Below are 13,950 nucleotides of genomic sequence, written 5' to 3'. Positions count from 1 at the left end.
TTTGCCCTGTTCATTACCTGGTCGCGCATTAACGTGGATGGTTCGCTGCTGAACGTGCGGGTGATTGCGGTGATGTCCGGCGGCATTCTGTTTGGCCCTTGGGTTGGTATCGCTACCGGGGTGATCGCGGGCATCCATCGTTATCTGATCGATATGGATGGCGTCACGGCTGTGCCTTGCCTGATTACCAGCATCGTTGCCGGTATCGCTTCTGGGTTTATCAATCGTCGCGTGAGCAAAGAGCAGCGCTGGCGCGCCGGTATTCTTGGCGGCATGCTGTGCGAAACCCTCACCATGTTGCTGATTGTGCTGTGGGCTCGACCGATGGCGCTGGGCTTTTCGATTGTTTCTGAGATCGCTTTACCGATGATTCTCGGCGCATCGAGCATTGGCTTGATTGTACTGTTAGTGCAGAGCGTGGAAGGAGAAAAAGAGGCGATCGCGGCGCGTCAGGCCAAGCTGGCACTGGAAATTGCCAATAAAACGTTGCCGCTGTTTCGTCAGGTGAATAGCCAGTCGTTGCGTCAGGTGTGCGATATCATTCGCAGCGATATTCATGCCGATGCCGTGGCCATCACCAATACTCAGCAGATTCTCGCTTATGTCGGCTACGGTGAGCATAACTATCACAACGGGGATGATGGCATCAGCCCTACCACGGCGCAGTCGATTGCGAGCGGCAAAATCATCATCAAGAATAATGATGAGGCGCATCGCACCAAAGATATTCACTCGATGCTGGTTATTCCCCTTTGGGAAAAAGGGGAAGTCACAGGCACGTTAAAAATCTATTATCGTCGAGCGCATCGCATTACCGGATCGCTAAAAGAGATGGCCATTGGTTTGTCGCAAATTATCTCCACCCAGCTGGAGGTATCGCGCGCGGAGCAGTTACGTGAGATGGCAAATAAAGCGGAACTGCGTGCGTTGCAGAGTAAAATTAACCCGCACTTCCTGTTTAATGCGCTGAATGCTATCTCCTCTTCCATTCGTCTCAATCCAGATACGGCACGTCAGCTGGTGATCAATCTTTCGCGCTATTTACGCTACAACCTTGAGCTGAACGATGACGAGCTGATCGATATTAAAAAAGAGCTGTGGCAGGTGAAGGATTACATCGCGATTGAACAGGCGCGCTTTGGCGATAAGCTGTCGATGATTTATGACATTGATGAAGATCTCCACTTCACGCTGCCCAGTTTGCTGATTCAGCCTCTGGTGGAAAATGCCATTGTGCACGGTATTCAGCCCTGCCGTGGCAAAGGGGTGGTGACCTTGAGTGTGAAAGACCTCGGTGATTATGTGCGCGTTGCGGTGCGCGATACGGGCGCGGGTATCAGTGAAGAGGTCATTGGCCGGGTGGCACGCGATGAGATGCCGGGTAACAAAATCGGGCTGCTTAATGTGCATCATCGGGTGAAACTGCTTTCCGGTCAGGGTCTGAGCATCACGCGTCATCATCCGGGAACGGAAATCGCCTTCACTCTGAGCAAAAACGGTCAGCGTCTGGCTGCACCGTTGAGCCATATCACGGAACCCAGCGCGTGAAAGCCATTATCGTCGAAGACGAGTTTCTTGCTCAGCAAGAGTTGAGCTGGATGATCCAGCAGCACAGTCAGATCACTATCGAAGCCTGTTTTGATGATGGGCTGGAAGTGCTGAAGTATCTGCAAAACCATCGCGTCGATGTCATTTTCCTCGACATCAACATTCCTTCACTGGATGGCATGCTGCTGGCCCAAAACATTAACCAATTTGCGCATAAGCCGTTGATAGTGTTTATCACCGCATGGAAAGAGCATGCGGTGGATGCGTTTGAACTGGATGCGTTTGACTACATCCTTAAGCCCTATCATGAGTCGCGTATTATCACCATGCTGAACAAGCTGGAGGCCAGTGCACAGCAGCACCTCGCACAGCCATCCACTCAGCAAAGCGCGCCGCAAACCGTTAATCTGGTGAAAGATGAGCGCATTATCGTGACAGATATCAACGATATCTATTATGTTGAAGCGCACGAAAAACTGACGTTTGTTTATACCCGCCGCGAAGCGTATGTGATGTCGATGGCGATCAGTGAATTTTGCAGTCGCCTGCCGGAACCGCTCTTTTTCCGCTGTCATCGATCGTACTGCGTCAATCTCAGTAAAATTCGTGAGATTGAGCCGTGGTTTAACAATACCTATCTGGTGAAGTTGCGTGATTTGGATGCGCAGGTGCCGGTGAGCCGTAGCAAGGTGAAGGCGTTTCGCCAGTTGATGAGGTTGTAAAGCGAGCAGCAGGACGCTGCTCGCCGGAACAGATTACAGCACGCGACCCAGCGTTTGGCGCAAATGTGCACCCGCGCCTAGCAGGCCTGGCTGATCGTGGGTGATCATATACACCGGGATATCGACCAGATAATCACGGAAGCGGCCTTTGTCTTCAAACGCGGCGCGGAAGCCGGAAGCTTTGAAGAAATCGAGGAAGCGCGGCACAATTCCCCCCGCAATGTACACGCCACCAAAGGTGCCGAGATTGAGTGCCAGGTTGCCACCGAAACGCCCCATGATCACGCAAAAAAGCGACAGCGCGCGACGACAATCGATGCAGCTATCTTTTAATGCACGCTCGGTGACATCTTTCGGCTTGAGGTTTTCAGGCTCACGGCTGTCAGATTTGACGATGGCGCGATAGAGATTCACCAGACCGGATCCTGACAGCACGCGCTCCGCCGACACGTGACCCAGTTCCGCACGCAGCACTTCGAGAATTTCACCCTCTTCTTCGCTGTTCGGGGCGAAGTCAACGTGACCGCCCTCGCCCGGCAGGCTGATCCAGCGCTTATCCACGTGCACCAGATGGCTCACGCCTAATCCGGTGCCGGCACCGTAAATGGCAATCGGTTTGCCTTCTACCGGCGCTTTGCCACCAAACTGAATCACTTGATCTTCGGCCAGCATCGGGATAGCCATCGACACGGCAGTGAAATCATTGATGATTTCCAGGCTGTCGAATGCCAGGTGCTCTTTCATCTCACGAGTTGAGAATGCCCAATCGTGGTTAGTCATCTCGACCCAATCCCCGGTGATTGGACAGGCAATCGCGATGCAGGCGTGTTTAATGTCCTGTTTTTGCTCATCGAGATAAGCACGAATCACCGCTTCGAGATTGTCGTAGTCTGATGTTGAGAATGTTTTGGCCTGGGAGATGGCGCCGGTCTCCACCTCACACAGGGCGAGACGGGCGTTGGTGCCGCCCACATCGCCGACCAGGGCGTATTTTGTCATTCTTCTGCTGCTCCGCTTGGGTCATAAACAATTGCAGGACACTATATAAGAGCCTGCCTATAAAACAATAACGCCCACCAGCACGATGGGCGTAAACATTTCTGGTGCGTGCCACAGCCTGACAATCCGCGGCTTCCCTGTATAGAGGCAACTTTCCGAAACTGCGGGCTTATCACGTCAGGCGTTATCGACGCAGCCTCACAGGAAACGGACGATGCGGAGAAACCGAAGCGTAACGAGTGTACGTGAGGATTTCAGGCACCGCCTGGTCTAAAACGACAAAGCCTAAGCCGGATAGTGGCTAGCCGCCGTTACGTTGGTGCAGAGCTGCAGTGACTTTACGCAACAGCGGCGGCAGATCTTGTTTTTCCATCACCACTTCCACCAGCGTCAGGCGACGCTGACGCATTAATTGCTCCATTACCGCCGTTAACTGCACCGTTTCGCTCACTCGCCAGCTTTGTGCCGCACACTCTACGCTCATGGCATGTGGCAGCGCAGTCCAGTTCCATTGTGCGATGTCGTTGTAACGCTGTTCAGCGCCGTGAATCGCCCGCTCAACCGTGTAACCGTCGTTATTGATCAGGAAAATAATCGGCTGTTGCCCGTCACGCTGCATGGAACCCAGCTCCTGGATCGTCAGCTGCGCTGAACCGTCACCGATAATCAAAATGACGCGTCGGTCAGGTTGTGCCGTTTGTGCACCAAAGGTCGCCGGTAGAGTATAGCCAATCGAGCCCCATAGCGGTTGCACCAGCAATTCTGCGCCCGGTGGTAAACGCAGCGCGGCGGCACCAAAGGCGGCCGTGCCCTGATCGGCCAGGATGATATCACCCGGCAGCAGGAAGCGCTGCATCGCCTGCCAGAATGCGCGCTGACTGATTACCGCATCATCGTTTTGCTCAATTTCTTCGCAAGATGCAGTGTCGGCCAGTGCCCAATGTACGCAGTGGCGTTGATAAACGGGCAATAATGCGGCGAGGGCTTGCGCCATGCTAAGCGGCGCAAAGCATTCTCCGCCCACCGTGGCGTGAAACGGTTGCAGGTCGATAACGCGCTCTGCGGGTAACTGCTGGGTGAAACCGGCGGTCAGGGTATCGGTAAACCGCACGCCGACGCACAGCGTGACATCCGTCTCTTCAATGGCCCGGCGCACCGCATCGCTGCTGCCTTCGGCAGCGTAGGTACCCACATAGCCGGGCTGCTGTTCATCGAGCACGCCTTTGCCCATCAGTAATGTAGCGGCGGGAATGGCGCGTAGTTGGCGGAGTGCAAACAGCGGCGATTGCAATTGCCAACGCGAAGCGAGGAAATCGGCCAGTAACGCCACGCGCTGTGCAGGAGCCAGTAAGCGTTCAGCGGCGGCAGTAAAAGCTGTCGCAACGGCGGTCTCCTGATGGACAGGCGCAACGGGCTGAGCATCAGGCACCGTAATCTCCGTCGCCGCGACATCCACCGCCAGCAGCAGATAGCCGGGCCGGTGCTGGTTAAGCGCTTCCGATATCACACGGTCAATTTCTTCAACCGCATTATCCGCAGTCAGCACCGCGCTGGCGGTACTTACCTCTTGTGCCATGCGCAAGAAATGATGGAAGTCGCCGTCCCCCAGTGAATGATGTACACAGTCACCTTGCTGCTGCGCACGACTGGCTGGGGCGCCAACAATATGAATAACCGGGACATATTCGGCATAGCTGCCCGCAATCCCATTAATCGCACTCAGTTCACCCACGCCAAACGTGGTGAGCAGTGCAGCAGCACCGTTGCAACGACCGTAGCCATCCGCCGCGTAGGCGGCATTGAGTTCATTGGCGCAACCGACCCAGGCAATCTCAGGATGAGCGATAACGCTGTCGAGAAATTGCAGATTGTAATCACCCGGCACACCGAACAGATGACGGATGCCAGCTTGCTGTAAACGGTGCAGTAAATAGTCGCCAACGTTGAGGGTTTTCATCGACAGTTCCTTCTTAAGGGGATGATCGAAGTATCAGCGATGTGGCTGAATTGGCGAGATTTTCACCATCAGCGCATGGCGATTTGTGGCAAGCAATCGTTACGACGACAGAAAATTCTGTAAGTTGCGATCTTCGGCGCGTTTCGGCTTAGTGTAAACGCATACACTTCTATGCTGATGTCACTTTCTCCCTTTTTGAGACAGGAACGCTGCATGTCTGTATTTCCTCATCCCGACCGCTATCAACAGATGCAATATCGTCGCAGTGGCCGTACTGGCCTGAAATTACCGGCCATTTCGCTGGGTTTATGGCACAACTTTGGCGACAGCACGCGCGTCGATAATAGCCGTGAACTCCTGCGCCACGCCTTTGATCGCGGCATCACGCACTTCGACCTTGCCAACAACTACGGCCCCCCGCCGGGTTCTGCGGAGTCCAATTTTGGTCGCATTCTGCGCGAAGATTTTGCCGGGCTGCGCGATGAGCTGGTGATCTCCACCAAAGCCGGATACACCATGTGGGACGGCCCTTACGGCGACTGGGGTTCGCGTAAGTATCTGATTTCCAGTCTGGATCAGAGTCTGAAACGCATGGGGCTGGAGTATGTCGATATCTTCTACCACCATCGCCCTGACCCGGAAACGCCGCTGGAAGAGACCATGCGCGCGCTCGATCAGGTGGTGCGTCAGGGCAAAGCGCTGTATGCCGCCATTTCCAATTACCCGGCAGATAAAGCAGCCGAAGCGATTGCCATTCTGCGCGATCTGGGCACGCCTTGCCTGATTCATCAGCCGAAATACTCCATGTTCGAACGTGCACCGGAAGAGCAAGGTCTACTGGATGTGCTGGGTGATAATGGCGTCGGCTGCATCGCCTTCTCTCCGCTAGCGGGTGGTGTGCTCACCGATCGCTATCTGCAAGGCATCCCTGAGGATTCCCGTGCCGCCAGCGGCAGTAAATTCCTTAATGAGAGCCAGTTGACGCAAGAGAAGATGGAAAAAGTGCGTAAGCTGCAGGCGATCGCCCAGCAGCGTGGGCAGAAGCTGGCGCAAATGGCGCTGAGCTGGGTGCTGCGTGATGCACGCGTGACTTCGGTGCTGATTGGTGCAAGTAAAACTGCGCAAATTGATGATGCCGTTGAGATGTTAAGCCAGCCCGAGCTGACAACTGAAGAGATCGAAGCGATTCATAACATATTAGTGTAAACGCTTACCTACCCGGCTCAGGCCGGGTATTTTCCGCAGCAGAAAATTCTCAATTCAGATTTCCCGCAACGTTTTCAGACTCACTCTCAAGGCAACACTGGACCGATGTGGCACACTAGCGCAACGGTGGCAGTGATAAGCCACTGAAAAGGAGAATTTATGAAACGTGCAATTTTGTTTGCCGCCTTGTTGGCAACACTTTCACCCCTGGCAATGCACACAGCAGAAGCCAACAGCGCCACCCTTACACTGGCTCCGGGTGTCACGCTGCATCTCGGCGATCGCGATCGTCGTGGTTACTATTGGGATGGCGGACGCTGGCGTGAGCCGCGCTGGTGGAATGACCGTTATCGTTATAACGATCATCGCTGGTGGCGTCATGAAGAGTGGCGTCGTCATCAGGCTTACGAACGTGAGCGTGAACGCCGCTGGCATGAACGGGAACGCCGTGAGCATTGGCGCCATGACCATCGTCATGATGACAGGCATGATCACCACCACCACTAATACAAAAATCCCGGCCTGATAGCCGGGATTTTCTTTTTTTCGTCTTGACCAGCCGAAGCGTTACCAGCCGAGCGCCTCACCGACCAACAGATAGAGATTCAATGCCACCACCAGCACCACTATCAGGCGTCCGGCGTTTTGCATCAGGCGCGAATTGACCATCTCATCGCCCATCAACTCGCGGTTGCCGGTAAAGGCCAACAGCGGGATCAATGCCAGTGCGATACCGAAACTCAACAGTACCTGGCTCATCACCAGAATGCGCGTTGGATCCCATCCGGCCCAGATCACGATAAAGGAAGGCAGCATGGTGATGGTGCGACGTAGCCACAGCGGAATATGGAAGCGAATGAAGCCCTGCATCACGACTTGTCCCGCCAGTGTTCCCACCACGGTAGAAGACAAGCCTGCCGCCACCAGACTTAATCCAAACACAATGGCTGCTGCGCGGCCCAACAAAGGTTGCAGCGTCAAATACGCCTGGTCGAGATCCACAATGCTGGTGTGCCCGCTGAAGTGGAAAGCTGCCGCCGCAGTCGCCATCATCGCCAGATTGACAAAGCCGGCAATGGTCATGGCAATCGCCACATCGAGTTTAGTGGACGAGTAGCGATCCGCTTTGCTGCCAATGTTACCGTGTTGCGTCAGTGCCGAGTGCAGGTAAATCACATGCGGCATGATGGTGGCACCCAGCACACCGGCAGCGAGGAACACGGCGTCAGAGGTGGGCAGCGAAGGCAACGCCATACCGGTGACCAATTCACTCACTTTCGGCTGCGAGAAAAACAGCTCAACAATATAGGCAGCGGCGACAAACAACAGCAGGCCGCCAATCACCAACTCCAGCGGCTTCTGCCCCCGGCTTTGCAGCATCAAAATCAGGTAGGTGGCGACGCCGGTGAGCACGGCGCCTTGCAGTAACGAAATCCCCAGCAATAATTTAAAGCCGAGTGCCGCACCAATAAATTCGGCGAGGTCAGTGGCCATGGCGATGATTTCCGCCTGCACCCAATAGAACCACACTGCCGGGCGTGGAAAGCGATCGCGGATATGCTCGGCAAGGTTTTTACCGGTGGCGATGCCAAGTTTGGCTGACATCAGCTGAATCAGCATCGCCATCACATTGGCCCAGACCACCACCCACAGCAGTTTGTAGCCGTAGGCCGCACCCGCCTGAATATTGGTGGCAAAGTTACCGGGATCGATATAACCAATTGCCGCGATGAAGGCAGGGCCAAGCAGCGCGAGCTTGATTTTTCTGGCTCCGCGAGCGGCGCGCTCAGCGGTGCGACTTTCTGACATAGTGTGGACCCTGTCCTAACGCTTGTTGACCCATGCAGCTTAACGGGCGCTCAAGGCAAGTGAAATTTGATTATAGTTATCGTAATAATAGATGGTGCTATGAAGTATAGCCATTGCTATACCTTGCGGTAAAGCCAGTTCTTGCCAAAATGTTTGCAACAGGAATCACTCTACTCCCGGGTTATTTTATAGACAATGTTTTTATGGATATTTCTTGTGAAGGCTTTGTGAAGAGGTTGTGAGCGGTGAGACTATTCTTAGAAATTTGTCGATACCGAATACTTATAATGTGGTTTTGATCTCGTTTTTAAGTAACGCGTTACATAGAATACGCAACAAAATACAACCCTCCTCAAATTTGGAGCCGACATGTCCCATATTTTGCACTTTCTTTTGGCATTAGTGGTGGTAGCCGTACTGGCCTTGCTGGTCAGTCACGATCGTAAAAGCATCCGCATTCGTTACATCGTACAGCTTCTGGTGATCGAAGTTTTGCTGGCGTGGTTCTTCCTCAACTCTGAAGCGGGCCTCGGCTTCGTCAAAGGGTTCGCGGGTCTGTTTGACCATCTACTGAAGTATGCTGCCGAAGGGACTAACTTCGTATTCGGCAACATGAACGACAAAGGCCTGGCGTTCTTCTTCCTGAATGTTCTGTGCCCGATCGTGTTTATCTCGGCGCTAATCGGTATTTTGCAGCATTTCCGTATCCTGCCTTGGGTGATCCGCGGCATCGGTACCGTGCTGTCAAAAGTCAACGGTATGGGCAAACTGGAATCCTTCAACGCCGTAAGCTCTCTGATTTTGGGACAGTCAGAAAACTTTATCGCGTATAAGGATATCCTTGGCAAAATGTCACAGCGTCGCATGTACACCATGGCTGCTACGGCAATGTCGACAGTTTCCATGTCCATCGTCGGCGCCTACATGACCATGCTGCAACCGAAATATGTGGTGGCCGCGCTGGTATTGAACATGTTCAGCACCTTCATTGTGTTGTCACTGATCAACCCTTACCGCGTCGATAGCGAAGAAGATCTGCAGTTGCAGGATCTGCACAAAGGTCAGAGCTTCTTCGAGATGCTGGGCGAATATATCCTTGCCGGTTTCAAAGTCGCGATCATCGTTGCCGCCATGCTGATTGGTTTCATCGCCCTGATTTCTGGTCTGAACGCGCTGTTTGACCTGATCTTCGGCATCAGCTTCCAGGGTGTGCTGGGTTACGTGTTCTACCCGTTTGCGTGGGTGATGGGCGTGCCGTCCAGTGAAGCGCTGCAGGTTGGCAGTATCATGGCAACCAAACTGGTTTCTAACGAATTCGTGGCGATGATGGATCTTCAGAAGATTGCTGGTCAGCTGTCACCGCACGCAGAAGGAATCCTGTCTGTGTTCCTCGTCTCCTTCGCTAACTTCTCCTCTATCGGGATTGTGGCGGGTGCGATTAAGGGCTTGAACGAAGAACAGGGTAACGTGGTTTCTCGCTTCGGCCTTAAACTGCTGTACGGCTCAACCCTGGTGAGCGTGCTTTCTGCCGCTATCGCCGGTCTGGTTCTGGCCTTCTGATGTTCAGGGCGAGCTGCGGCTCGCCCTTCTCTTCTTAATTATGCCTTTCTGTTCTATCTTGCATTTCACCCCTTTTATCCCCGTCATTCGCCGCTTCCCCGCCTGACGCAAAACCTTTTCACAATATTGAATTTCCGTCCCGGTTGCCTGCGCCCGTAGCTTTTCTCCATAACGTCACATCTGGAGAATCGTATGAGCATTCAATTTCTTGGCATGATTGGCCACCGCCTGGCTTCCGAAATCATTCCCGCCAGCGGTCCGCTGTTCGATAAAGATTACATCGCGCGTTTCGCCCGCGCCCATGAAGAAGCGGGATTTGATCGCATTCTGGTGGGCTATTGGTCCGATCAACCCGACGGCTTTCTGGTGACCGCACATGCTGCGGCACACACCTCAACACTAAAATTCCTGCTGGCACACCGTCCGGGCTTTGTCGCACCGACACTGGCCGCACGCAAGCTGGCAACGTTGGATCAACTGACCGATGGTCGGCTGGCCGTGCATATCATCAGCGGCGGTAGCGATGTCGAGCAGCGTCGTGATGGTGACTTCCTGAATAAAGCCGAACGCTATGCGCGCAGCGATGAGTTTCTTGCCGTGCTAAAACAGAGTCTGGAATCCAGCCAGCCTTATGATCATAAGGGACATTTTTACCAGGCTGAGCAGGCGTTTTCCGCCATCAAACCTGCGCAGAAAAAGCTGCCGATATACTTTGGTGGATCGTCTCAGGAAGCGATTGATGTCGCTGCGCGCCATGCCGATGTCTTTGCCCTGTGGGGCGAACCGCTGAAAGGTGCGGAAGAGACAGTGCGCAATGTGCGAGCCGCTGCGGCTCAGCACGGGCGTGAGATTGATTTCAATATCTCGTTCCGTCCGATTATCGGGAAAACCGAGAAAGAGGCCTGGGAACGTGCCGAGCATATCCGTGAACTGGCCGAGAAGCAGTTGCAAGAGACCGGCTTCGCCTTTGGTAAACCCAAGCCGCAAAGTGTTGGCGCTCAGCGCCTGTTAGCTGCCGCCAATGAAGGCGATCGCCTGGACAAAGTGTTATGGACCGGCGTGGCTAAACTGGTGCAAGGCGGCTACAACTCCACAGCGCTGGTTGGCACCGCCGATCAGGTTTCCGATGCGCTGCTGGATTACTATCGCCTGGGAATTCACAGTGTGCTGATTCGCGGCTTCGATCCGCAGAATGATGCGGTGGAATATGGCGAGGAGCTGATTCCGCTGACGCGTGAGAAAGTCGCGGCGCTAAACGCCGCTAACAAAAGGAGCGCCTGATGCGGCTGGCAGCTCTCTTTACCGGTGTTGCGCTGGCGATCTCCACGCTCAATCCGCTGTTCGCTGCTGATAAAGTCACACTGCGTCTGGGCGATGTTAAGGGGGATCGTTTTGCCGCGTTAAAATCGTCAGGCGAACTCAACAACCTGTCTTACGGACTGGAACTTACGGCTTTTGATCCCGCTTTGCCGGGAGATAAATCATGAGTGCCTATCAGCATCATCGTTTACGCGACTTTGTCGGTAACCTTGCCATCTTGCTCGACCAGAATCCCGATGAAGCCACTGTTTTGCAACAGGGCAGCGCCTGGCTGGGCGAGCTGATCGAACATGACGACTGGCTGGACGAGGCTTACTCTCAGCCGCATCCCGAACACTATCAACAATATCTGCTGTACGCCGATGCCCGGCAGCGCTTTTCAGTAGTGAGCTTCGTCTGGGGGCCTGGCCAGCAAACCCCGATTCACGACCATCGCGTATGGGGATTAATTGGCATGCTGCGCGGTGCGGAGATATCGCAATCCTGGCAGCCCGGGCCGAACGGCCTGCAGCCAGAAGGTGCGCCGATACGGCTTGATCCCGGCAACGTCGAAGCCGTCTCTCCCACCGTGGGGGATATTCATCGCGTGAGCAATGCCTATGACGATCGCGTGTCAATCAGCATCCACGTGTATGGCGCCAACATTGGCGCGGTCAAACGCGCGGTATATCGCGAAGACGGCAGTGAAAAACAGTTTATCTCCGGTTACAGCAACCGTTACTTACCGAACATTTGGGATCTATCACATGAGTAAACCCGTATTCCCTTTCCGCCAGGCTGCGGACATTCTTGAGGCTCTGCGTCAGCAGCAGGAAGTGGCGATTGTTGATGTGCGCGACGAAGCGCTGTTTGCCACCGGCCATCCGCTGTTTGCGGTGAATATCCCGCTCTCCAAACTGGAGCTGGAGCTAGTGGACCGCATTCCACAATCCACAACAGCCATCACTTTATATGATAACGGCGAGGGTCTGGCACAGGCAGCAGCAGAGCGTATTGCCGCGCTGGGCTACAGCAATGTGGCGCTGTTAAAAGAGGATTTAACGGGTTGGCAGGCAGCCGGCGGGGAGCTGTTTATTGATGTGAATTCACCGAGTAAGGCCTTTGGTGAACTGGTTGAACATCACAATCACACCCCTTCCCTGTCAGCTGATGAAGTACACAGCTTAATCAACAGCGACGCCAACGTGGTGGTGCTGGATGCGCGCCGCTTTGATGAATACCAGACCATGAGCATTCCAGGCGCCACCAGCGTGCCGGGCGGTGAGCTGGTGTTGCGCGTGCGTGATCTCGCGCCATCACCGGAAACCACGGTGATCGTGAACTGTGCGGGCCGCACGCGCAGCATCATCGGCACCCAGTCGCTGGTGAATGCCGGTATCCCTAATCCGGTGTTTGCGCTGCGCAACGGCACGATTGGCTGGACGCTGGCAGGCCACGATCTGGATAAAGGTCAGTCACGCCGTTACGGTGATGCCAGTGTAACCGCACAGCGACAGGCGGCGAGTCACGCACGAGGCATTGCCGATCGCGCTGGCGTAGAACGTATTCCACTGGCAACGCTCAAGCGCTGGCAGCAGGAACCGCGCACCACTTACCTGTTTGATGTGCGCGACGCTGACGAGTATGCAGCGGGTCATCTGCCCGGCAGTCGTCATGTACCAGGCGGACAGCTGGTGCAGGAAACCGATCATTACGCCAGCGTGCGCGGTGCACGTATTGTACTGATTGATGACGACGGCGTACGCGCCAATATGACCGCCTCCTGGCTGGCGCAGCTTGGCTGGCAGGTGTCAGTGCTGGAAGAGTTGCAGGCCAGTGATTTCAGTGCATCCGGCGCCTGGAAAGCGCGGGTTCCTGCGGTTGCGCAGCCCGAGTTTATTTCTCCGCAGCAACTGGCGGAGTGGCTGGAGGAAGGTCAGACCCAGGTACTGGACTTCACCACGCGCGCCAATCACCTCAACAGTCATATTCCGGGAGCGGGCTGGCTGCTACGTTCAACGCTGCAAAAGGAGGGCAAATCCGCACTACCAGCGGCACGACGTTATGTGCTGACCTGCGGCAGCAGCCTGCTGGCCGGATATGCGGTTGAACAGGTGGCAGAACTCACCGGCAAGCCAGTGTTTGTGCTGGAGGGCGGCAATGCGGCCTGGCGCGCAGCGCAGCTGCCCACCGAGCAGGGCGACCAGCAGTTGCTGTCTCCGGCGATTGATCGCTATCGCCGTCCGTATGAAGGCACCGATATCGCACCTGCTGTGATGCAGGCGTATCTGGATTGGGAATACGGTCTGGTGGCGCAGTTGGATCGCGATGGCACACACGGCTTCCGCGTGTTGCCTGCTCAAGAACAAGCCGCAACCGCTTAATTCTTAGCGCCATGAATTGCGTCGCGACCAGATTGTGCATAATTTCAGTGCACACTTAGCTCTGGCGGCACGATTTATGGCGCACTCAGATGCAGTGCTGAACGCTGAACGCTGAACGCTGAACGCTGAACGGATAAAATCATCTCAGCGCGTGAGAAGCTGCTGCGGTGCGATTCATTGCGCCCCTAATGAGCAGCTGGTGCTGAATGGGTGAGACCATCTCAGCGCACAGGAAGAAGCACGCGCGATTTACGGCGCAATTCGTCGAGATACTTGATATCAAAAGATGGGCGCATTTCAGAACGCTGGGAGTTGTCGTCACACGAATAATGACGCCATTCTGCATACGAAATGAGCAATTATGAATTTAGTTAGTGTTAGATTGTGATGCTAATGTTCAGGACGAACAGAGATTTGGTGGAGATAAGCGGGATCGAACCGCTGACCTCTTGCATGCCATGCAAGC

Annotated in this window: 12 protein-coding genes; 9 read left to right on the top strand and 3 right to left on the bottom strand. The window is 54.7% G+C overall.

What is annotated here, in order from left to right:
- Positions 1 to 1,548, top strand: a 1,548-nt coding sequence (locus RT340_RS16340) for a sensor histidine kinase (protein ID WP_313377147.1), incomplete at its 5' end; no start/stop codon positions are given.
- Positions 1,545 to 2,270, top strand: coding sequence for a LytR/AlgR family response regulator transcription factor (locus RT340_RS16335; RefSeq protein WP_097116535.1), 726 nt, complete (start codon positions 1,545 to 1,547; stop codon positions 2,268 to 2,270). The genes RT340_RS16340 and RT340_RS16335, both read left to right, overlap by 4 nt.
- 33 nt (positions 2,271 to 2,303) lie before the next feature.
- Here RT340_RS16335 and glk read toward each other — a convergent pair whose 3' ends face one another.
- Positions 2,304 to 3,269 carry a glucokinase gene (gene glk / locus RT340_RS16330; RefSeq protein ID WP_097116534.1) on the bottom strand — a complete coding sequence of 322 codons (966 nt, stop codon included), beginning with the start codon at positions 3,267 to 3,269 and terminating at the stop codon, positions 2,304 to 2,306.
- Positions 3,270 to 3,570: 301 nt separating this feature from the next.
- Positions 3,571 to 5,226, bottom strand: coding sequence for an alpha-keto acid decarboxylase family protein (locus tag RT340_RS16325; RefSeq protein ID WP_313377144.1), 1,656 nt, complete (start codon positions 5,224 to 5,226; stop codon positions 3,571 to 3,573).
- Between the two features lie 213 nt (positions 5,227 to 5,439).
- Between RT340_RS16325 and mgrA the strand changes: the two genes are divergently transcribed.
- Both mgrA and RT340_RS16315 read left to right on the top strand, forming a co-directional pair.
- Positions 5,440 to 6,432 (top strand): L-glyceraldehyde 3-phosphate reductase, encoded by a 993-nt coding sequence (gene mgrA / locus RT340_RS16320; protein WP_182056557.1) that lies wholly within the window; start codon positions 5,440 to 5,442, stop codon positions 6,430 to 6,432.
- Positions 6,433 to 6,591: 159 nt separating this feature from the next.
- On the top strand, positions 6,592 to 6,939 hold the full coding sequence (locus RT340_RS16315) for a DUF2502 domain-containing protein (protein WP_058959054.1): 348 nt from the start codon (positions 6,592 to 6,594) through the stop codon (positions 6,937 to 6,939).
- 60 nt (positions 6,940 to 6,999) lie between these two features.
- Here RT340_RS16315 and RT340_RS16310 read toward each other — a convergent pair whose 3' ends face one another.
- Positions 7,000 to 8,241 carry an Nramp family divalent metal transporter gene (locus tag RT340_RS16310; RefSeq protein ID WP_034825925.1) on the bottom strand — a complete coding sequence of 414 codons (1,242 nt, stop codon included), beginning with the start codon at positions 8,239 to 8,241 and terminating at the stop codon, positions 7,000 to 7,002.
- A 369-nt stretch (positions 8,242 to 8,610) separates the two neighbouring features.
- Between RT340_RS16310 and RT340_RS16305 the strand changes: the two genes are divergently transcribed.
- The 5 genes from RT340_RS16305 (at position 8,611) to RT340_RS16285 (ending at position 13,484) form a co-directional block, all read left to right on the top strand.
- Complete coding sequence (locus RT340_RS16305) at positions 8,611 to 9,801, top strand: NupC/NupG family nucleoside CNT transporter (RefSeq protein WP_034825912.1); 1,191 nt, start codon at positions 8,611 to 8,613, stop codon at positions 9,799 to 9,801.
- Between the two features lie 192 nt (positions 9,802 to 9,993).
- On the top strand, positions 9,994 to 11,082 hold the full coding sequence (locus RT340_RS16300; protein WP_313377140.1) for an LLM class flavin-dependent oxidoreductase: 1,089 nt from the start codon (positions 9,994 to 9,996) through the stop codon (positions 11,080 to 11,082).
- On the top strand, positions 11,082 to 11,288 hold the full coding sequence (locus RT340_RS16295; protein WP_313377138.1) for a hypothetical protein: 207 nt from the start codon (positions 11,082 to 11,084) through the stop codon (positions 11,286 to 11,288). Before RT340_RS16300 ends, RT340_RS16295 begins: the two co-directional genes overlap by 1 nt.
- Positions 11,285 to 11,875, top strand: a complete 591-nt coding sequence (locus RT340_RS16290) for a cysteine dioxygenase (RefSeq protein WP_313377136.1) — start codon at positions 11,285 to 11,287, stop codon at positions 11,873 to 11,875. The genes RT340_RS16295 and RT340_RS16290 overlap by 4 nt, the downstream gene beginning before the upstream one ends.
- Positions 11,868 to 13,484 (top strand): rhodanese homology domain-containing protein, encoded by a 1,617-nt coding sequence (locus tag RT340_RS16285; RefSeq protein WP_313377134.1) that lies wholly within the window; start codon positions 11,868 to 11,870, stop codon positions 13,482 to 13,484. Before RT340_RS16290 ends, RT340_RS16285 begins: the two co-directional genes overlap by 8 nt.
- Positions 13,485 to 13,950: the final 466 nt, after the last annotated feature.

The sequence above is a fragment of the Pantoea sp. CTOTU50773 genome, assembly GCF_032082325.1.
GTDB lineage: Bacteria > Pseudomonadota > Gammaproteobacteria > Enterobacterales > Enterobacteriaceae > Pantoea > Pantoea communis.
The sequence above is the reverse complement of the archived record's forward strand: the minus strand, read 5'-3'. Positions and strand labels throughout refer to the sequence as shown.